Raw genomic sequence first — 21,346 nt, 5'->3', positions numbered from 1 at the left:
TATCTTGAATAAGAATGATTATCATTTTTAAGTATTGTCTAGCACGATTGTCATGCTTGCAGAAGCTTCCAATACCGATATTGCCATCATTGGCGCTGGTCCCCACGCTCTCACGTTTATTGCCTACTTGCTGCAAAAGCGGAAAAAGCTGCGGCACAGGTTTGCTGTTTTCGATCCAAGTGGAATGTGGTTGCAGCAGTGGCAGCAACAATTTGCGGCTTTTGAGATCCCTCATTTACGTTCTCCTGCCGTCCACCATCCCGATCCCAACCCATACGCCTTGCGAAAATTTGCCGCATGTCGTCCCCAGGAATTATTTGCCCCTTACGATCTGCCAGGAACGCAATTATTTCAAGATTTTTGTACCGATTTAATTCGCCGTTTGGATTTGCCACCAGTTTTCAAAGCAAAGGTTTTGCGGATCGAACCCTTACAACATCGGTTGCGTCCTCGGTTTCGCTTGTGGCTAGCAGACGATCGCACGGTTGTTGCCCGTAGGGTAGTATTCGCCAAGGGTAGCAGTCAAATTCACACACCTGAGTGGGTGAGTCAAATTCAGTCTCCTTATCCGCCAGAACGGTTATGTCACTCTCAACAAGTGGATTTGCGAAAATTGAACTTAGCTGGAGAACGCATATTAATTATTGGTGGTGGATTAACTAGCGGGCATTTAGCTGTAGGTGCGATCGCCCGTGGTGCTAAAGTCGTGTTGATGGCAAGGCGCAACTTACAAGAGAAATTATTTGATGCCGAACCAGGGTGGCTGGGACCGAAATATCTCAAAGATTTTTGGGCAGAACCGGACTGGGAAAAGCGTTGGTATTTGATTCAACAAGCTAGAAATGGGGGTTCCCTCACGCCAGCAATGATGCTACAGTTGCGGCGGCTCATGCGGTGCGATCGCTTGCAAATTCAAGAACAATGCCAAGTCGTCAAAGCAGTATGGCAAGGGAATAGTTGGTTAGTGCATTGCCATAATGGGGAAGAGAATGAATGCGATCGCATTTGGGTCGCAACAGGGACGACACTTGACGTGACTGCCGAACCTCTGCTGTCAGACATGCTCAATACCTTTCCTCTAACTATAGCTAGAGGTTTACCCGTTCTCGATCCCTGCTTGCGCTGGTCGGGATGCGAATTATACATGATGGGCGGTTTAGCGGCATTACAAGTAGGACCAACTGCTAGAAACTTATCAGGTGCAAGAATGGCAAGTGAAAGGATCGCGTCTGCTTTGTAGCTTCACTGTTGGCAAAGGTGGCAGTTACCAGACTGGAATTGTTTACTCTTAATAATACCCTGCACGCGACTACAAAAAATATGGCAATAGCTATAGCTAACACCGCAACTGAAACCTATATTTTGTGCATCTTATAATACAGTCGTAGCGTGCAAAATATTGTTATTTTAGTTACCTGAAGTCATTTTTTACAAAAGTTATTTTTTGATAATATTTAAACACTTATAAAAAGACAGAATCACTTCGCCGCTCGACGAACCCAAAAGATGTTCTCGACTGATTTTTGAACATCTATCTTAGGAATGAGTTCAAAAGAATAAACCTGCTGCAGGAATCAAAAAATCATGGATGTCATTCTGTTGGCGAAGCCTTCCCGAAGGGTACGCAACGCAGTGTAGTGAAGAATCTCCCAGATGTTTCGCTTCGCGTGTGGATGACAATTCAAGTATTCACGCAGGAGGTCTAATAAGCCAAAAGAGTTGTAGAATTCGACGAAATCAGCAACTGCCATCTTCAAGTAAAACAGTTTTTTGAGTTTGAGAAAATATCGTAATCCATGTAACTTTTTTTCTTTGCCATTCTCGGTAATTATGTAAAAAGGTGTGAGGTATATACTAATGAAACGACTTTTTAGAGATTCATTTTTCGTTTCTCTAGCGGTTATTGCTGCCAATTCTTTATATTTAAACTCAGCGATCGCAGGAGATATAAGTTCAGTGACTCCCATGACTGCAACAACCAGCGTTGAGACATTAACGACAAAAGAGCGATCGCCACAGCTAGCTCAAGTGACTTCAGTTTCCCAATTATCAGACGTGCAGCCTACAGATTGGGCATTTCAGGCATTGCAATCTTTGGTAGAACGATATGGTTGCATTGCGGGATACCCCGATGGAACTTATCGCGGTAATCGCGCTTTAACTCGTTATGAATTTGCCGCAGGGTTAAACGCTTGTTTAGATCGAGTCAACGAACTGATTGCCACCGCTTCTGCTGATATGGTCAACAAAGAAGACTTGGCAACTTTACAACGGTTGCAAGAGGAGTTCGGTACGGAACTTGCAACTTTGCGCGGTCGAGTCGATGCTTTAGAAGCAACCACCGCCGAACTAGAAGCAAATCAATTTTCCACCACAACCAAATTGAGCGCTCAAGTCATTATGGCGGCTAGCGATACTTTTGGCGATGACGTGGAGGACAACACAGTCCTACAAACGAGAATGCGGTTCAATTTCCTGTCTAGTTTTACTGGTACAGATCAACTGCAAGTTCGCTTGCAAGCAGGTAATTTTAGTGCCTTTGACTATGTAGGCAACATTACAAATGAAGGACAGATAGCATATGCTACGGGTACTGATAACGATGTTGTCGTAGATAACCTCAACTACAGTTTTCAAGTTGGCGATAATCTAAGAGTTTGGCTGCTAGCTAACTCTGGAGAATACGACGACGTTTTTGATATTGTCGATAACCTGATTACCGACACGAATGTAGGTGCAATTGGTAATCTCAGCTTCAACCCCATCTATAATGCAGGGGGACAGAATGCAGGGATAATTACAGAATTCTCGATAACTGAAGCTTTGAAACTGGGGCTTGGCTATCAAGCTGGTAATGCTGAAGATCCTGCCCCTGGTAACGGTTTATTTAACGGTAGCAATAGCTTTCTCGGACGATTAGAGTACGGGACTGACAGATTTAAGGTTGCCTTTGCCTATCTCCATACGTATGACGAAGCCTTAAACACGACAGAGCAAGGTAGTATCAGATCGCTGGTAGAAGTCACAGATGCTGATGGCAGCACGCGATCGGTAGTGGGCAATCACTACGGTGTAGAAGCACAGTTTGACATCACCCCTGGAATTAGAATTGGTGGATGGGCAGGATTGAGTAAGGCGATCGTGCTTGGATTGGGTGATGCTGATGTGTGGAACTATGCTCTGTCTCTCAGTTTTCCCGATTTGGGCAAGGAAGGAAACCTACTCAATATTATTGTGGCGGTGGAACCTAAACTAACGGGTACGAGTGGTTTTACTGTTGCTGATGGCGACGGTGTAGAAAGAAGAAGAGATCCCGATACTGGGTTGCACGTTGAAGCGTCGTATCGATATCAACTGACTGATAATATCTCGGTTGCACCGGGCGTAATTTGGCTGACTGCTCCTGGTCACGATAGCGACAATAGCGATATTGTTGTCGGTACGTTGAGGACAACGTTTGAGTTTTAGTTGTTAGTTAGTGATTGTTAGTTAGTGGTTGTAAATTCCCCTCATTTCTCGATCGAGATTTGGGGGAATTTTCTATGCACTGAACTGAAAGTAGGCTTTACCTAATTACCTAGTTACTGCTGGCGGTTTCAGCGTACAAACTACCTACACGGTAGGGAGGCCAAAAACGCACTGCTGCCTTACCAATAATGCGATCGCGACTAATAAAACCCCAAGCATGGCTGTCATAGCTGCGATTGCGATTATCTCCCAACACAAGGTAAGACTTGGGTGGCACGATCGCTGCTGCTAAAATGTATTCCGGTGGCTCGGCAATGTAATGTTCTGTTAAAGGGCGATCGTTGATATATACGATCCCATTTTTCACTTCTACTTTCTCTCCTGGCAGTCCAATAACTCGCTTCACATATGCATCGCGAGAATGCTCTTCCTGAATCACTGCTTCTGGAGGAGTAAACACGATGATATCTCCTCGCTGAGGATTGCCGATGTGGTAGCTAATTTTGTCTACGAAGAGGCGATCGTCAATCTGTAAAGTGGGCTTCATGGAAGTAGAAGGGATTAAGTAACACTGCTCCGCAGTTATCCGAATGCCAAATCCAATTAGCAATGTTATTCCCAGTAACTTAGAACCCTCAGCCCAAGGATTTTGCGATTTACTGACTCGAAAGCTGTGTACGGGCATAAATTTAGTAATTATTTTAACAGATATATTACGTATTTCTACCATAAACACTACGGAATCGCCACTAGAATCAGATAGATATCAATGAATTTTTCAGTAAATTTACGCACATCAGTGATTAGGGAGCAGGGAGCTGGGACGAGCTGGGAGCAGGGGGGCAGAGGGACAGAGAAGCAACAACCAATTACCAATTACCAATTACCACTCACTTCCTTTCAGTAACCAAAGTAAGGCTAGTCCATTCACCTTTATCGTTGTAACGTCTTATCAGTCTTTGTCGTAGATTTGGCTGTACTAGCCAACCAACTTCGAGAAAAAAGGCTTGTCTTAACTGCACTTGCTGAGGGCAAGTGGCAGAAGCGCCATCTGGTAGTAGCATAACTTGAGTCATTTGGCGATCGGGCTGAGAACCCTCAAAGTAGAGTAACGATCCGGTAATTTTGCCTGTGGAACTGATTTGGTAAGGGTTTTCTGGCGTAGAGTAGATAGTCAATTGTTGTGCGAGGCGATCGCTACCAAGGCGCTCGATTTGCAGTTGTGTAGAATAAGTATCGGGCGATCGCCAGTCGGGATAAATTGTGACCGCTTCCCCTTGCCACTTACCTACCAAGTCATCAACCTGTAGAGGGGGACGTTCTGGAGTTGTCGTACCAGCAAGATATTCGCGAATCAGCGTAATTTTATCCAACTTTCCATTCGGTGTAAAAAGTTGCACTAAGCGCAAGCGGCGATCGCCATGAATTAAACCAAGTTCTGCGCCAAATTCTGCAAACGGACTGAGTTGAATCGAACCTTGAGAAAACGCACCATTTTCAAAAAACAGTACCCCCTTACCCAGAGAACTGTATTCAAATACTTTTTCCTCGGCGGGACGATTGGATGGTAGGAAACGGACAATTTGACGGATAGTTTTATTGTCGTTTAATCCAGCTAGAGATACGACTGTAGGAGTATCTTCTATAAACTCTGCTTGGGGTGAGAATCGTGTAAACGAACCCTGCCATTCACCCAAATTTTGTAGCAAATATTGCCATTGCGATCGCATAAACAGTGACCAGTGACCAGTGACCAGTTATCAGTGAAGAAAGGATGTTGGTTGTGGGGTGTGGGGTTAAATTGCGAATTGCGTTCACGTAGTGTAGCGAAGCGTTTATTGCGAATTGCTTCCTCAGCTCTCACGCTCTCTTCAAACTCCTAATTTCTAATTAAAAAATAATTTTATGGCAAATTTAGTCCGTCGCATAGTACTTGCTCAAGCAAGTTCTCTACGCGGGCTTGCTACCGACCTAATAACTAAACTACCTAGCATTCTATTCGCTTGGTATCTTATAGCAATTCTCGATTATGTGGATGATATTTGTAGGGGCGCACAGCTGTGCGCCCCTACCAGATGTGTATTGCATCCAATTGAAAACTACGCTTAGAAATCTTCACACCTTGCATTGCTTGGCGCACTGGTATACGAACCGATAGTTGCTCTAACTGTGTAGCAATTCTGTTTACCAGAGGTAGGATGAAGGCTGGGAGTAGTACTGCTATCTAAACTAGAGACAGAGCCACTATAAACTTCTGTCGCTACTCCATCCACAGTACGATAAACTTTGTAAGTCGGATTACCCGTACCACTCCAAGTCCAAGTCAAATTCATCTCGGTTGTTCCTGACTTGCTACCGAATAGCACGGGTGCGAGTTCGGTACTGTAGCTGCTGAGGCGAGAAAATGCCCTACCCGTGACATCTTGATTTTCTCTAGCACTTACTGCACCGCGCAAGAACAGTTCGACTAAACTACCGTCAAGACAAGCATAAAAACCGCCAGCACCAAATTTGACGGTGCAAGTTGGATTGATATCTGTATCGGAAATAGAGTCAACTAAAATATCGTTAGGTATGGGGGGTTTACAAGCATCGATAGAACCATCCGCGCTAGGTATGCGTCCGTAACGCGCAATTACCCTCGGACTTAACCAACTTCCAGTGGTAGGACGAATATCGTAAACTACCCTGTCAAATCCCGCTTGATAATCGCTGGGAATTATAGCAGGAGGAGTTGGTGGAGGACATGAAGTAGGAATAGTGTCGATCGGAATTTCTAGATATAAAGCAATTGTGCCGTAACTACCTAGCTTTGCTTTAATACCAGCGTCTTCTACAATTTTTTCCAATGTTGTAGTAGAGCCATCTGCAACTTCAGTTTCAAGCCGATTTATTCTGCTTGCCATTCTAATTTCATGAGTCATGAAATCGAACGCACGATTGAGATCGATTTGTCTTTCTGTTCTGGCTTCTGCTTTATTATCAAAAGATGTAATTGTGACCAGGGCAAATCCTGCAATGACAATTACCATTGTACTAATTAGGACTGTAATTAGTAACTCTACAAGTGTAAATCCTCTGGAAGGCTTAGAAGTATGAAATCGACGATAAATTTGAGCAAAATACTTTTTCATATAACTCTTAGTTAGGATGCAGTACAAATCCCATCGTCAGTAATGTGATTTGCCGCAGTAGAATCACCAGTGTAGTTACCAGCTCTTGTCAATCCTAAAGTATTAGATATAGCCAGACATTTTTGATCTTGAATAGAGCTGCGAGCAACAGAAAAGATCAATTTTCCACTCGGATCGACTGGAGGAGGAGGGTTTCTAGAACTGAGAACTGTAAATTCTGCTGTGCCTAAAATACCAAAAGTAATTTTGATGGGATTTCCTGTTACTTGACTAATATTTGTTATTAGTTGAACTCGCTCTGATAAATTGCGATCGCCCGTAACACCACAATTTGCGGTAATTTGTACTGGTGTAGTCGATAACATCAACATAACATCGCAAGGCTGACTTTTACGGATAGCTTGTCTTTGCGCTTCTTGCAAAATCCCTCTGACTTCAACTACTGCTTGATTCAATTTGACGCGATCTAAAGAACCAGCAAAGCTAGGAACTGCGATCGCGGCTAGAATACCAATAATGACAACTATTATTGATATCTCTATTAAAGAAAAACCTTTGTTTTGATTATTTTTACGGACATTTAAGCGACGCATCAGGAATTACCTCAGTTGAAAGCGTTGCGATTGGAGAACTACTGTCTGCTGGCGTGACATTATAAGTTAGCTGAAGTAATTTATAAGCATAAGTAGGATTATCGTAAATAGCAGTTCGAGTTAGAGTGAAACTTTTTCCTGCTAAAGTTTTAGAAACAGATGTTGTCGTAGATGGTGCTGATGGAGGTGGTGACGTTGGAGTGCCAAGTATACTATGTAGTAATCCCGCAGCAAAGCCGTCAGCAGAAGTAGTGGCGTTACATCTATTGGAATAAGGAAAAGTATTAATTTCGTATTCTTTAGCTTGATTTTTAACGAATTCTAAATCCTTCTGAATCCAAGTGATTGCTTCGTGACGTTGTTCGGCGCGTACTTTAAAAATAATCGCAAATAAAAGCGCTTGCATTGCTACAGCAAGAAATACACTAACTATAAGTATGGATATTAATACCTCAAAAAGAGTAAATCCTTTATCTTGTAGCGGCAATTTCTGTAGATGCATCGATCGCGCCATGTTGAAAGTTTTATAATTGAATCGCTGCTAATTTATTTGATAGTATGATGCGATTACTAATGAGCTATTGCACTAACTATATATAGCAATCCTATTTGATTAATGAACGTGGAGCAGGCTAGAAGCTTACTTTACAAATCATTTAAAACTACTATATAAAAAGCAATTTTATTCATAAAAATTCTGTGTTGGTGAAATAAAAACGATATTTTATCTGTTAGGCAAACTAAAAATCATATCTAGTTTGCCCTACTCTATACTGACTTATTGCCGTAGAATTACGGTAATCTTAATGAATATTATTGCTGGGTTTTCAGTAAATTTACGGTGAATTGAATGAGGGAAATTGATGCGATCGCAAAGTACTAAAAAAAACAAAATTTCCAACTCTACAGCTTATATTGCTGCCACTTCTGAATCGAGCCGATTTTATTAATAGTATATAGGTTAAAGCTATTAGCTAAGTCTGATAAACTGAGAACGTCATCTGGTACATTAATGCCAGTATTGCTAGTATTAGTGTTTTGAAGATCTTCAGCCCACACAACTCCATCAAAATTACTATTCCCAGGACTCTCACATCCGTCGCCTGAAGTTTCTAATTTGAAATCTGCATCCCGATTGTAAACAAAAGCATTTTGAATACAAGCAGTATTGTAAAGATAAGCTGATTGCGGCGTTCCCGAACCACTATACAAAATAATAATTCGTAAATCTCCAACTCTGGGCAGTTGTCCATCAGTGCGAATATTACGAATTTTAGAATCTCCTCGCAAATGAAATCCTTCTTTATTTAAATACGAACCTTTTATATAAAGATAAACTGAACCAGCAGTTGTATCAACATCAATTATTTTATCAGTGATATCAATTTTATTAGTTTGATAATGAGTAATTTGTCCGCTAGTACCAGTAAGTGGAAGCGACAGCAATGAAAACCTGGGATCTGTGATGTCTCCTAAATCCGTACCTTGTGCAGTAAATGGAAAGTTGAGTTGCAATTTACAGGCGAAGATCGTACCATCAATACTAGTATCTGTGGTATCTAATGCCGAACCGATAGCAGTGAGATATTGCGATCTATTTGCACCACCTTTTATGGCGTATCCATTCAAATTAGAATTATCGAAAGCAGTAACAGGATCGAAGTAAATATTAGCATTCTTACCTGCAATTCTACGTGTTTGTATTTCAATGCGATCGGGATCGAAAGTAGTATGAGTGCTAATAGCGCCAGGAAAATCTTGAATTGTTACACTAATTGCTACTGTGACTGCAAGATAAACGATAGAATTATCATTCTGACCTGATATTAAGAAAGTTCCTGTTTGCTTTAAATTATCGTAACGATATGCTAATAACTGAAATTGACCGTTACCAATACTGTTAGAACCAGTCAGTGCAGTTATATTAGGAGATACTGACGGTAGACAAGGAAAAGTAATCGGAGTTATCCATTCATTAATAGCAATTGTAGTATCATCGCTTGTTTTAGGAATGCCATCGGCTCCTAGATAATTCTTTCCCGTTTTTGAATCGATCGGATCGTAATTCCGAGTTAGTAAAACTGAGTTTTCTGGTTTAGTCATGAGAGTTAGAATTCTAGCAACACCTCCTTCAGCCACAGCTAAACTATCTCCAGTTTGAGTGCGGGTAGATGCGATCGCTTCGTTACGAGAAGCACGAAAAATTAGGGTAGTCGCAATTGCCATCACGATCAAACCCATACTGAGAGCAAGAACTATAGTAAACCCTCGCTCTTGAGATCGTTTTAGCGCTAAAAGTTTAATTAGAAAGGTTTGTAACGACAAGGTTTTTCCTAGATTGCATTGAACTTAAGATCTAGTTTGCCCTGAAGTACAGTAATTTCTTGCCGCACGATCGCGGTAATTATGCTGAAGATTTCACAAATACGTTTGTGTAGTTTTACTGAGAGAAAGTCTGAGACTTTTATTGAAATTGTAAAGCGCATACAAGTTTATAGAGAGGTAACGCTGTACGTCCGTGTTCTAGCCTTTTTCAATTGGATGAGATACAAGATCTGTAGGGGCGCACAGCTGTGCGCCCCTACGAGGGTATTCCACCATCATAAGAATCGCTATGTGTAACAAAAAAATAGCCAGTTGTTGCTGGCTAAGAAAATCTATATGACTGACAGAACTTTTAAAGTAAAAATACTCTAATGCTATACATCTACACGCGACTCAGAGATCAAATTTTGAAATCTTTCGTCTTGAGAAATGGTATGAAAGACCGAGCTATTCTTGGCAAGAGTACGATACTTATCTGGACTGATTTGAATTGCCTGTTGTAAGCTAATAACTGCTTGTTCGGCTTGCGATTGCAAAGCATAACAGCAGGCAATATTGTACCAAAATATAGGTGTATGAGGCTGGACTTCTAAAGCTTTGGTGTAAATGGCGATCGCTTCTTGGTAACGGCACAATTCATACAAAGCCAAACCACAATCGTACCAAACTGCCATATCTTGGGGTTGAATGCTAAGAGCATGTTTGTAGCTAGCGATCGCTGCTTCTTTTTCACCAACTTGTGCTAGAGATAGTCCCCTGTTATACCACGCCCAAAAATCATTAGGCTCCAACTCAACAGTGCGATCGAAACAGACGACTGCTGCTGTGAAATCTCCTAATTTTCGCAGCGCTACCCCCTTGTTGTACCAAGCCTTGCTATATTCTGGATCGATTGCCAAAGCGCGATCGAAGCTAGCTACTGCTTTGGTATATTCACCCCAGTCGCTTAGAGTGATGCCGCGATTATTCCAAGTCAAGAGATCGTCAGGTTGGAACTCTAGAGCGCGATCGAAGCTATCAACTGCTGCTGCATATTGCTTGAGATGTCCCAGTGCCGTACCTCGGTTGTACCATGCCCAGTAAGCATCTGGTCGTAGCTGGATTGTTTTTTCAAAGTTGATAACAGCTTTTTCGTAGCAACCAAGATCGATCAGAGTAATCCCTCGGTTGTGCCAAATTGTCGCCGCATCAGGGTTAAATTCTAAAGCGCGATCGAAGCTATTGAGAGCTTCAATATAACGACCCAGCTTACCCAGGGCAATTCCGCGATTGTGCCAAACCCAGCTAGCATCTGGACGCAGGGTAATAGCGCGATCGAAACTGGCGATCGCCTCTTCATGGCGGTTTAAACTACCCAAGGCTATACCTCGCTGCGACCAAGCATCAGCGTAATCTGGCTTGTATTCCACAGCTACATCTAAGCTTAGTAGAGCTTCTGCGTATTGTTCGGCTTTATTGCGACGCAATCCCTGTTGATAAAAAAATTCTGCCTCCAGACTGAGATTCCACTTCATAGATCTTGGCATCTAACCTAAGGATGATTTTATTTTGCAGATGCTCAACAAGATATCACGACTCAATCACAAAATGGTGAAGTTTGTATAGAAGAAGACTAGAAATTTGTGTATGGATGGTAATGGGTAATGGGTAATGGGTAATGGGTAATTGGTAATTACTCCCCTTCTCCCACTCTCCCCCTCTTCCCCTCTGCTCCCTACTCCCTGCTCTCTGATAACTGACAACTGAATTTTGGGTAATACAATACTAGCCTTGACAGAATGCTGGATTTGGGAGAGTTAAGGCAAAAGTTACTTGAAAACCAAGCAAGAGAGGTAATTCCTAGCGATGAACGACCACAATATGCTACAAATCACGTTTTTCTACACTAACGGTCAAATAGAAGCCTTCAATGTGGTTTTGCACGAAGATAATGCTCTGACTCCTCAAGAAATTCATCAGCGGATTTTGAAACATCTGGACAAACCTTGGTGCTTGCTACATTTGCCAGAACAAACGATTTGCGTCAATACATCTTGCTTGCTAAAAGTTGAAGTGAAGCCGACAATGTACGAACTACATGGGGAAGGAGTATTTTCTGATGTGCGGCGCGTAACTGCTCTTTCTCGGAGCGCCCAGCGGTAATTCAGGGGGAGTGGAGAATCGGGAAGACAAGGAAGACAAGGGGGACAAGGGGGACAAGGAAGACAAGGAAGACAAGGAAGACAAGACGAGAGTGTCCTCATCTTTGCGTGAGCTAATACTAGCTTCAAACCTCCGAGAATGTCACAATATTCCTTTACAGGACACAAGAGAGAAATCATGACCATGCATCCTCTACTCCACCAAGCTTTTGCCCAAGGACGGGCGCTAAAAATTATTAGCGGTTTGAATAACCTCGATCGCCAAAGCGTAGCAGCGACAGTCAACGCAGCCGATCGCGGTGGTGCTACTTTTGTTGATATTGCTGCTGATGTCGAGCTAGTACAGATGGTAAAAGAATTGACAAATTTGCCAATTTGTGTGTCAGCAGTTGACCCAGAAAAATTTGTCACCTGTGTAGCAGCTGGTGCAGATCTCATTGAAATTGGTAACTTCGATAGCTTCTACGCTCAAGGACGCAGATTTGAAGCAGAGGAAGTCCTCGCCTTAACAGAAATTACGCGATCGCTCTTGCCTGAAATTACCCTTTCCGTTACCGTTCCCCACATTTTAGAACTCGATCGCCAAGTGCAACTAGCAGAGGAGCTTGTAAAAGCTGGAGCTGATATTATCCAAACCGAAGGTGGTACGAGCAGCAGTCCCGTTCATCCTGGTACGTTGGGTTTGGTTGAGAAAGCTGCACCTACCCTTGCCGCCGCCTACGAAATCTCCCGCGCCGTATCCGTACCAGTGTTGTGTGCTTCCGGTATTTCTAACGTAACCGCACCAATGGCGATCGCATCTGGTGCGGCTGGTGTGGGTGTAGGTTCGGCAATTAACCAACTCAATAGCGAAGTGGCTATGATTGCAGCCGTTCGTAGTTTGGTTGAATCTCTTGCCACTGTTAACCGTCCCGTTTTAAGAACTCAAGGATAGATCCCCCTAAATCCCCCTTACACAAGGGGGACTTTTGGATTATTGTTTTCCGACTCCTGTACGGGCGCACAGCTGTGCGCCCCTACGATTCTCGACTCGTGTACGGGGCGCGTTTACCAAAAAACCTTGCTCTTACAGATATTCTGGGTGAACCCGCCTTTACGTTAAACAATCCTTCAGGCAATAAACGACCTGTTCTTGTGCTTCAGGAGAAAGTTCAGGGAAGATAGGCAGGGATAAGACTTCATGACAAGTTTGTTCCGAGATCGGAAATTGCCCTTGTTGGTAGTCTAAATTTTGATACACAGGTTGCAAGTGTAAAGGCAAAGGATAGTAAACCATCGAACCCACACCTTTTTCTTGTAGGCGCTGGCGGATCTCATCCCGATAATTGCTATTGGACGCACAGCTGTGTGTCCCTACGTCTGGCAAACGAATTGTGTATTGGTTCCAAACTCCCTCGCCGCCTGGTAATTCTTGGGGAAGGACGACACCTGGAACTGGAGCGAGATATTCTTGATAGCGAGAAGCGATCGCCCGTCGTTGTTCGTTCCAAGTATCTAAATAACGTAACTTGACTCGCAAAATCGCTGCTTGTATAGCGTCCAGACGACTATTTAATCCAATATCTTCGTGATAGTAACGATTTTTCTCCCCGTGATTGCGTAGCATTCGCATCTTTGCCGCAATTTCTGGATCGTTCGTCGTCACCGCACCGCCATCGCCACAAGCACCTAAATTCTTTGTAGGGTAGAAACTAAAACAGCCAACATGACCGATGCTACCGACTTTTTGTCCCGCCCACAATGCTCCTGTTGCTTGGGCGCAGTCTTCAATCACAGCAAGTTTGTGGGTTTGAGCGATCGCCATTAGGGCAGTCATGTCAACTGGCTGTCCGTATAAATGAACCGGAATAATAGCTTTAGTTTTAGCTGTAATTGCTGACTCTACCTGAGTCACGTCAAGATTAAATGTTGGCGCGTCAATATCTACAAAGATTGGCTTAGCACCGACAGCACTAATAGTCTCAGTCGTAGCAAAAAAAGAAAAGGGCGTGGTAATCACTTCATCCCCAGCCCCAACACCTAACGCCCGCAATGCTAGCAGCAGTGCATCCGTACCGGAATTACAGGCGACGCACTCAGACACATTTGTATATGTGGCAAATTCTTGCTCAAAGTTAGCAACATTTGCCCCACCGACATAACCGCCAGAGGCAAGTACTTTGAAAACAACATCATTAATTTCAGTTGCAAGATCCGTATATTGCTGCGCCAGATTTAAGATAGGAACGCGAGTAGATTGAGTCACGCTTTGAACCATAAGTTTTTCTATTAGTTAATCAAATCAGAAGTTGTATCGCAAGAAAATGGCAAATTGGTTGTTAGTCATTGGTAGTTGGTAGTTGGTAGTTGGTAGTTGGTAAATTCTCCTCGGCTCCCTTGTCTCCCTTGTCTCCCTTGTCCCCCTTGTCTCCCTTGTCCCCCTTGTCCCCTCACTCCTCACTCCTCACTCCTCACTCCTCACTATGGACACTCTAATTAGACTCGATTTAGTAGATTTTGTTCTGGCTGTAGCGCTGATGGCGATCGCAATAGGGCTATCGGCTGGGCAGCGTTTGGGCTTAGAGTGGAGTTTGGCGATCGCGACGGTAAGAACGATCTTGCAACTGTTCGTTGTAGGAGCGATTTTAGATATTATTTTTCGGCTAGATAACCCTTGGGCAGTGCTAGCGGTAGTGCTGGTGATGCTGACAATTGCGGCTGTGGTGTCTCGCAACCGGATTGGCAAAAAGATTCCCCAATTGCTACCGCTAGTTTGGGTTTCAATATTTGTCAGCACGGCTTTTACTTTAAGCTATGTCAACCTGCTGATCGTTCAACCGCAGAAGTGGTACGAACCGCAATATATCATTCCTTTGGCGGGAATTATTCTAGGAAATGCGATTAATGGGGCGGCGATCGCGGGGGAGCGTCTTGTCAGTACAATTAATGCCAGCCAGCTAGAGATTGAGACTCATTTAAGTTTAGGTGCGACACCCCAACAAGCTGTAGCTCAGTACCGTAAAGATGCTATCCGCGCTGGGTTAATTCCAATCCTGAATCAAATGATGGTCATCGGTATCGTTACCCTTCCAGGCATCATTACAGGACAAATTCTCAGCGGCGTGAGTCCCCTCGATGCTGCATCCTACCAAATTTTAGTCATGTTCATGCTTGCCTTCACTAACTTAGCCACAGCAATTCTCGTTACCCAAGGGCTTTGTCGCCAATTTTTCAATTCCGCCGCGCAGTTGGTTCGGTGAATTGGGGAGTCGGGAGTCGGGGACAAAATTCAAAATTCACGCATTGGGACAAGGGGGACAAGGGAGCAACTACCAATTACCCATTACCCATTACCACAACTCACTGCTCGCTACTCACGTTCTTAGGTGTATAAGAATGCATTTGCCCGCCATCAGAAGCATAAATTTGTAGGGGTAGGCGAGTCGCGTTGCTAATGCCTTCGAGAACTTGCTTGAGGGTGCGATATTGAGTCGCGATATCAGCTTGGGCTTTGGAGTCAGCCCTGAGTCTGGCGTTGATAAATGTTTTCTCGACAGCCTGTTCGTAGCTGGAAGTCAACTGAACGAAGATTTGTTTGTTATCTAACTTGTATCTACATACCCGAATTCTACCGGAGCAAGCGCGATCGAGGTCGGCGCGAACTTTTTGGGTGAGATTAGCGCCTTGCAGGTTGCTGTTAGCTTGTTCGAGCTTCGCGGTATAAGTATTAATTAGCGATCGCGCTCGGTCGTAATACTGAGTCCCACTAGGAATCTGTTGAGCGAAGATTAAAGCCTGTCTCCAGTTGGTTTGAGCTGTAGCAAATTGATTTTGTTGTTCTTGCCGTTCGGCAAGTTCGGCGGAGTTTACTGCTTGGGAAAATGCTTTGGTGGATATTGTTTCTTTGGCAACGCGATCGCTAGCTGCTTGAAGTTGAGGGCGATATTGTGCGAGTAGTTGCTGTGCTTGTTGGTAAGTTGTACTCGATTGCGGAATCGAGCTCAGATTATCTACTGCGTTTTGCCAATTGGTACGAACTATTTGCCAAGCTTGTAAAGATCGCGCCGTTAGTTGCTGTTGTTGTGCTGCCTGCGCTGAACTTTGCGCTTGGGGAAATTTTTGAAATGCTTGTTGCTCCGCTTGCATTTTCTGCTCTACAGCCTGCAAGCTGCCTCGGTACTCAGTAGTTTTTTTCTGTGCTAAGGGATATAGATCGCTATCTTTAGGAACCGCAGATAAAGAGGCGATCGCTCTTTGCCACAAGGCTTGGATGGCGCGCCAATCTTCCAAAGAGCGGATGGGTTGTTTCAGCTTGTTTGCTGCTGTATCGCCTTCTTCCAACGCCGCCAGCACTCGATCTATATTAGTGGCTCGATTGGCGATCGTACTGGAAAAATTTTGTGCTTCCTGGTGGCGGCTCGACCAAGGTGGAATTTGTTTGAGTAGGTTATTTGCGTCTTGCAGTTGTTTTTCAGCATCAATTAATTCCGATCGCTGCTTGGCTCCTTGTACGATTCGATTTGACTCTTGATATAACTGCTTTGCTGTTGCGAACTGCTGACACCTACCAATCGTACAGGGGCTAGATAAGACATATGCACTGCTAAAGAATGCTACGATTGCGACTCCACCTCCAGCAATTAGCGCCGCCCGAGGAATTTTTGTCTTGGCTGCTTTCGGCAATCGCTGTAAGGGTAAGACAGGGTAGGGAAGTGTAGCTGTATTGATGTTTGTAGTGGAGTCTGCTGTTGATTCTGCTGTTGATTCTGCTTGAGTTGCTGGTTCAGGCTTAGCGATTGTTTCTAACCGTTGCTCGAAAGATCGCGATCGCCAGGTTTCGCTAGACGTTTCCGGTGAAGAAGTTGCTGGGCTTAAACTTGACGTTTCGACGGGTACATCTTCTCGATTGACAACAGGCGTAGATTCTGCTGCCGGAGCCTCCTTGATTTGAGGTTCCTCGACTGGAGGCTTTAATGGTTGTGGGGAGGATATGGGATCGCTCTTCGTCTCAGTTATGGAATCGCCAGCAGTAATTTCAGCCTCATCTTCTGTTGACGGTTCTGCTGCTTCTGTAGGAGAAGATAATTCTGGTGCTGCTGGTGCTGCCGGAGTGCGATCGCTAGTCGATAAATCGATGTTATTGGCTGCTAGTGGCTGTTCTGTCGTAGTTGCCAGTGGTGTTTCAATGACAACAGGGCTAGTGGGCGGCTCTGACTCTTCTACGGCAGGAACAAAAGGCGCAGGTGGTGTTTCAATGACGTGACTAGCTGGTAGTGGCTCTTCTACTGTAGGAATTGGGGGTGCTGGCGGTTCATCTACGATGCTGCGATCGCCTGAGAATGGCTGTACCACAGGCGGAGATGATTCTGTCTCGGGTGAAGATACGGTTGTTTCTGAAATAATGGGGGAAGGCTCATTTAACATCACCTGAGAGTCAGGAGCCACCTCCACTGGTTCTAAAGTGATATCGTGTTGAGCGTAAATTTGTTTTTGCCCCGCCTCTCTCAAATAAACCCTGACCGACTGAACTGCTTGAGGACGTAGAGACTGTAAAGCCTGCCCAATTGCAGTAAAAGTTTTATCAGTATTGAGATTGACTTGTGGTGGGTGTTGGCTCAAAATCACTAAAGCACCATCATCGCCGATCGCGCAACCGACTTTCAGGCGATCGACTTGAGAAAACTCAGTTTGCAAGCGTTGGTATAGAATTCGCTCTAAAACTTGTAAATCTTCTGGCTTTGCTAGTTTCATATAACTTATAGCTTCTTATAGCTTGCTTGTTGTGATACTTATATTTGTATGATGTTAGCGATCGCCACCTAAGTGTACTCGTAGCAGCATTTACGCTCCTGTTATCGACTGCGATCGCCCGATAAGATTATTCTTCGAGCAACGACCGTAAGGCTGAGATTGCGATGATTTTACATTAAAAATCTATCAAAAGCTGCGTGAAGCGTCTTTCTTTAAAAAATTAATATCAAGTTTTATCAATTTTTATTTGCAGTAGAGACGCACCAATGGAAATCGAGCGGATAATTCAGCAACTAGTAGTAGGGGCGCACAGCTGTGCGCCCCTACTACAGGAATTGCTAGAAAAAACCTTAAGTATCCAACAGTTGCAAAATCCGCCCCAAGGTGATCTCTACCCAGTCGAGGCGGGAATTGAGATCGTAGCCCAAGCCGTGGATTGCTTTTTCTAAGAGGTAAGCATCTAGCAGAACTTGTAACTCAGTCTTGGTTTTGGGTAAGAAAGAGTCTTGAGAAGCGATCGCCAGATATGAATTGAGGAAAGCCGCACCGACGCAGGTAGACCAAAACTGCGCCCATTGCTGCATGACGGGTAAATTCTCTGTACGAAGCATCCCGCTTTCAATTTCGTTGCGCAGTCCAACGTTAGCAGCGTAATGAAAAGACTGCAACATATTGGCAACATCGCGCAAAGGAGAGCGTTTAATGCGGCGATCGCTTAAACTGCGTCCCGATTCTCCTTCAAAATCGGAGATGATGAAGTCTTTACCCGTATAGAGTACTTGTCCCAAATGATAATCGCCATGACAGCGAGTCCGCATAGCAGTAATTTTTTGGTTGAGGATCAGCCCAAAGCGCTCCATGATTTGCTCTTGGCGATTCAGGACATCTTGAGCTAATTCTTGGGCGTGTGGTGTCAGCGTTTTTAAACGTTGTCTGAGAACGATGAGGACTTGTCCCGCGAGATTGCGGGCTTGTTGGTAAATGGAACGTTGGTAAAATGTCGAGAATGGTTCTGGAGTAAATCCAGAATTGTCGCCATCAGCAGCAAGGGCGATATGCAGTTCTGCTGTCGATTGTCCCAAAATTTGAGCGCTGTCTAAATAAGAACCGATGGTTCGATTAGCCAAAGAAAATGGCTCGAACTCTTCTTCCTGAGTCCCCAGTACAGGCGCACTGCCAATCGCCCCTACCGACTCCCGACTCCCGACTCCCGACTCCCGACTCCCCATATCGATCAGATTTCCCCCAGGTATGGGGATCTCAGTCATTTCTGCATGTTGTGTTGTGACTAACTCAAAGTAATCTCGCAGGCTATCGAGGGTATATTCCCAACCACTACGGGTATCGCGGATGTATTCCTGTAATATCCCTACCGTAACTGGTGTTGTTGACGGACGGTGATATTCGATCGCTCCTACTAATGGGGCAAAGTGTTGCAAGCGTTTTTTCTCGCCCAAAAAGCGGCGAATTTCGAGATCTGGGTTAATTCCTTCTTCTTGCTGGCGGAAGAGTTTGAGTACGAGATGGTTGTTGGGGTTAGCACCGTTAGCACCCAATCCCTCGTAGACAATAAAAGTCTTGCCCTGTTCTTGCTTTAATACTGTCGGTTCTAGAGGTTTTTTACCGTTGTGACTCGCTTGAGGATAGAGATCGGTAGCACTTGCCATGAGTTCCCCTGCCATACCTTTATACTGTCGCTGACAGGCGATCGCCTCAATCAACGAGGCAAGAAAACTTTTATCTGCGGTGGCTTCAAATAATACGCCGAATTTATCTTTACCTTGCACCAACAAATTAGCGACAACCGCGTTACGATTATCTGTTAAAGTCTGTGTTGCTTGTTCTCCCTCGGCATAAGCCAGCAGCATCAAGTAAGTTTCTGGATCGCCCTGCACGTAATCTACCTGCAACCAAACGGCTCTGGCTTCGGTATTTTTGTAGGGGATGGCAACAACTTCGGCGATTTGTACCCCTTGAATTATCCGAGTTTTAGGATTGAACCAGGAACACGTAGACAGATATTCTGGCAGTATAGCTTCTAGTCTGACTCTTAAATCCCGTTGGGCAAAGATATTTTGCCATTTGCTATTGACAACTAATGTTGGTAACTCTGCTTGGGGTCTAGCAGGCTGGATTTCGCTCGGCTTGGCAACTAGACTCAACCAATAAAAGGCATAAGGGCTGATGCTAAAGAAGTAGGGAGTATCGCCAATCGCTGGAAACTCCGTGCGACCAAAAATTTCTACTGGAGTCGTGCCTTTAAAAGCTGATAAATCCAGTTCCACTGTTTGCACGAAGCGAGACAGATTTGCCACCACTAGAATATGTTCGCCTTGATAAGTGCGCGTAAAGGTAAGCACTTTGCGGTTATCTGGATGCAATAATTCAAAACTACCGCGTCCGAAGGCTTGGAAACGCTTGCGGGTGGCAATTAAGCGTTTCATCCAATACCAGAGAGAATTGGTATTAGCTCGTTGTGCTTCAACGTTGATGGCGGCGTAGTGATATTCTGAATCAATAATGACGGGCGAGTATAACTTTTGCGGATTAGCGCGGCTGAAACCAGCATTGCGATCGGAACTCCACTGCATTGGTGTCCGCACGCCATTGCGATCGCCTATATATACGTTATCTCCCATGCCAATTTCATCGCCGTAGTAGAGTACAGGAGTGCCAGGAAGAGAGAGTAACAGGCTGTTGAGTAATTCAATTTGGCGGCGATCGTTTCCGAGTAGAGGCGCGAGACGGCGACGAATTCCCAAATTCAACCGCATTGCTGGATCGCGGGCGTAGACTCGATACATATAATCGCGGTCTTCATCCGTCACCATTTCTAGCGTGAGTTCGTCGTGATTGCGCAAAAACAGCGCCCACTGACAGTTATCGGGAATTGTTGGCGTTTGTTGCAAAATATCAAAAATGGGGAAGCTATCTTCCATCCGCAGCGACATGAACAAGCGCGGCATTAGCGGAAAATGGAAGTTCATGTGACACTCATCTCCATTTCCGTAATATTCTGCTGCATCTTCGGGCCACTGATTTGCCTCAGCTAGCAGCATTCGGTTGGGAAATTTGGCATCTACCCGCTGGCGGAGTTGTTTGAGGAAAACATGAGTTTCATCCAAATTTTCGCAGTTCGTTCCCTGCCGTTCGTAGAGATAAGGTACGGCATCCATCCGCAGCCCATCAACACCCATACCCAACCAAAAATCTAGCACGTCAAACACGGCTTCCCGCACGGCTGGATTATCGTAGTTAATATCGGGCTGGTGAGAGTAGAAGCGGTGCCAGTAGTAAGCTTTAGCTACTGGGTCCCAAGCCCAATTAGAAGTTTCAAAATCTTGGAAGATAATCCGCGCTTCTTGGTATTTCTCCGGCGTGTCACTCCAAACATAAAAATCTCGTTCTGGACTGTCTTTAGGCGCACGTCTCGCTCTTTGAAACCAAGGGTGTTGGTCGGAAGTATGGTTGACGATCAATTCTATAATGACGCGAATGCCCCGTTGGTGGGCGGCTTTCAAAAATTCGCGAAAATCGTCTAAATTACCGTAAATTGAATTAACATTCTTATAATCGGCAATATCGTAGCCATCATCTCTGAGTGGTGAGGGAAAGAATGGTAGTATCCAAACTGCGGTAACGCCTAAGTCTTGAAGGTAATCGAGTTTTTCCGTCAGCCCCCGGAAGTCACCGATCCCATCACTATTACTATCGGCAAAGGCGCGTACAGGCACTTCGTAGATAATGGCATCTTTGAACCAGAGGGGGTCATCTTTTAATACGTACTGCATGTTCTCGCTAGTTGTATTCCCAAAAACCACTGTTTCAAGTTATTGAGTCTAGCGCGATTTCCACAAGTACCCAGAGAGGGAAATTTAGGCATAGGGACGGGTTTCTTGTAGGGGCGGGTTTAGCAGATAAAATTTCGGTTGTAGTAGCAGATGTTTGGTCAAAA

At 44.4% G+C, this 21,346-nt stretch carries 19 protein-coding genes; 8 read left to right on the top strand and 11 right to left on the bottom strand.

The genetic code is table 11. The features are described 5' to 3' along the window. Window positions 1–52: 52 nt before the first annotated feature. Together CHRO_RS07530 and CHRO_RS07525 are read left to right on the top strand one after the other, a co-directional pair. Entirely contained in the window at window positions 53–1,240 is a 1,188-nt protein-coding gene (locus tag CHRO_RS07530) for an FAD/NAD(P)-binding protein (protein ID WP_015153602.1), read from the top strand. 617 nt (window positions 1,241–1,857) lie between these two features. Continuing rightward, window positions 1,858–3,468, top strand: a complete 1,611-nt coding sequence (locus CHRO_RS07525) for an iron uptake porin (protein WP_015153601.1) — start codon at window positions 1,858–1,860, stop codon at window positions 3,466–3,468. Window positions 3,469–3,577: 109 nt separating this feature from the next. Here the strand turns inward: CHRO_RS07525 and lepB are convergent, their stop codons facing one another. Further along, entirely contained in the window at window positions 3,578–4,153 is a 576-nt protein-coding gene (lepB, locus tag CHRO_RS07520; RefSeq protein WP_041462399.1) for a signal peptidase I, read from the bottom strand. An 84-nt stretch (window positions 4,154–4,237) separates the two neighbouring features. On the opposite strand from lepB, the gene CHRO_RS31800 reads away from it, so the two are divergent. Next, a complete protein-coding gene (locus CHRO_RS31800; RefSeq protein WP_181824291.1) occupies window positions 4,238–4,375 on the top strand; it encodes a hypothetical protein in 138 nt (45 codons plus the stop codon). Here the strand turns inward: CHRO_RS31800 and CHRO_RS07515 are convergent. The 6 genes from CHRO_RS07515 to CHRO_RS07485 form a co-directional block, all read right to left on the bottom strand. Then, window positions 4,359–5,198 carry a DUF3598 family protein gene (locus tag CHRO_RS07515; RefSeq protein WP_015153599.1) on the bottom strand — a complete coding sequence of 280 codons (840 nt, stop codon included), beginning with the start codon at window positions 5,196–5,198 and terminating at the stop codon, window positions 4,359–4,361. The genes CHRO_RS31800 and CHRO_RS07515 overlap by 17 nt on opposite strands. Window positions 5,199–5,573: 375 nt before the next feature. Then, on the bottom strand, window positions 5,574–6,602 hold the full coding sequence (locus CHRO_RS07505) for a PulJ/GspJ family protein (protein ID WP_015153597.1): 1,029 nt from the start codon (window positions 6,600–6,602) through the stop codon (window positions 5,574–5,576). Between the two features lie 11 nt (window positions 6,603–6,613). After that, window positions 6,614–7,195 (bottom strand): pilus assembly FimT family protein, encoded by a 582-nt coding sequence (locus CHRO_RS07500; protein WP_015153596.1) that lies wholly within the window; start codon window positions 7,193–7,195, stop codon window positions 6,614–6,616. Then, window positions 7,173–7,709, bottom strand: coding sequence for a type IV pilus modification PilV family protein (locus CHRO_RS07495; protein ID WP_015153595.1), 537 nt, complete (start codon window positions 7,707–7,709; stop codon window positions 7,173–7,175). The genes CHRO_RS07500 and CHRO_RS07495 overlap by 23 nt, the downstream gene beginning before the upstream one ends. A gap of 389 nt (window positions 7,710–8,098) precedes the next feature. Continuing rightward, window positions 8,099–9,436, bottom strand: a complete 1,338-nt coding sequence (locus tag CHRO_RS07490) for a hypothetical protein (RefSeq protein ID WP_041462397.1) — start codon at window positions 9,434–9,436, stop codon at window positions 8,099–8,101. Between the two features lie 458 nt (window positions 9,437–9,894). Further along, a complete protein-coding gene (locus tag CHRO_RS07485) occupies window positions 9,895–11,034 on the bottom strand; it encodes a tetratricopeptide repeat protein (protein WP_015153593.1) in 1,140 nt (379 codons plus the stop codon). A gap of 331 nt (window positions 11,035–11,365) precedes the next feature. Between CHRO_RS07485 and CHRO_RS07480 the strand changes: the two genes are divergently transcribed. The 3 genes from CHRO_RS07480 to CHRO_RS07475 are packed head-to-tail and all read left to right on the top strand — an operon-like array spanning window position 11,366 to window position 12,595. After that, complete coding sequence (locus CHRO_RS07480) at window positions 11,366–11,662, top strand: hypothetical protein (protein WP_015153592.1); 297 nt, start codon at window positions 11,366–11,368, stop codon at window positions 11,660–11,662. A gap of 10 nt (window positions 11,663–11,672) precedes the next feature. Beyond that, on the top strand, window positions 11,673–11,843 hold the full coding sequence (locus CHRO_RS31795; RefSeq protein ID WP_181824290.1) for a hypothetical protein: 171 nt from the start codon (window positions 11,673–11,675) through the stop codon (window positions 11,841–11,843). Further along, the gene (locus tag CHRO_RS07475; protein ID WP_041462396.1) at window positions 11,840–12,595 is read left to right on the top strand and encodes a DUF561 domain-containing protein; all 756 of its coding nucleotides are present in this window, start codon (window positions 11,840–11,842) and stop codon (window positions 12,593–12,595) included. Before CHRO_RS31795 ends, CHRO_RS07475 begins: the two co-directional genes overlap by 4 nt. A gap of 159 nt (window positions 12,596–12,754) precedes the next feature. Here the strand turns inward: CHRO_RS07475 and CHRO_RS07470 are convergent, their stop codons facing one another. Then, a complete protein-coding gene (locus CHRO_RS07470; RefSeq protein ID WP_015153590.1) occupies window positions 12,755–13,918 on the bottom strand; it encodes a DegT/DnrJ/EryC1/StrS family aminotransferase in 1,164 nt (387 codons plus the stop codon). 24 nt (window positions 13,919–13,942) lie between these two features. Continuing rightward, on the bottom strand, window positions 13,943–14,101 hold the full coding sequence (locus CHRO_RS31790; RefSeq protein WP_181824289.1) for a hypothetical protein: 159 nt from the start codon (window positions 14,099–14,101) through the stop codon (window positions 13,943–13,945). A gap of 22 nt (window positions 14,102–14,123) precedes the next feature. On the opposite strand from CHRO_RS31790, the gene CHRO_RS07465 reads away from it, so the two are divergent. Continuing rightward, window positions 14,124–14,900, top strand: coding sequence for an ABC transporter permease (locus tag CHRO_RS07465; RefSeq protein ID WP_015153589.1), 777 nt, complete (start codon window positions 14,124–14,126; stop codon window positions 14,898–14,900). Beyond that, window positions 14,858–15,034, top strand: a complete 177-nt coding sequence (locus tag CHRO_RS31785; protein WP_181824163.1) for a hypothetical protein — start codon at window positions 14,858–14,860, stop codon at window positions 15,032–15,034. Before CHRO_RS07465 ends, CHRO_RS31785 begins: the two co-directional genes overlap by 43 nt. Here CHRO_RS31785 and CHRO_RS07460 read toward each other — a convergent pair. After that, the gene (locus CHRO_RS07460; protein ID WP_015153588.1) at window positions 15,001–17,391 is read right to left on the bottom strand and encodes a hypothetical protein; all 2,391 of its coding nucleotides are present in this window, start codon (window positions 17,389–17,391) and stop codon (window positions 15,001–15,003) included. The two genes, CHRO_RS31785 and CHRO_RS07460, sit on opposite strands and share 34 nt — an antisense overlap. A gap of 350 nt (window positions 17,392–17,741) precedes the next feature. Continuing rightward, window positions 17,742–21,182 (bottom strand): maltose alpha-D-glucosyltransferase, encoded by a 3,441-nt coding sequence (gene treS, locus CHRO_RS07455; RefSeq protein WP_015153587.1) that lies wholly within the window; start codon window positions 21,180–21,182, stop codon window positions 17,742–17,744. Window positions 21,183–21,346: the final 164 nt, after the last annotated feature.

The organism is Chroococcidiopsis thermalis PCC 7203 (assembly GCF_000317125.1).
Taxonomy (GTDB): domain Bacteria; phylum Cyanobacteriota; class Cyanobacteriia; order Cyanobacteriales; family Chroococcidiopsidaceae; genus Chroococcidiopsis; species Chroococcidiopsis thermalis.
The sequence above is the reverse complement of the archived record's forward strand: the minus strand, read 5'-3'. Positions and strand labels throughout refer to the sequence as shown.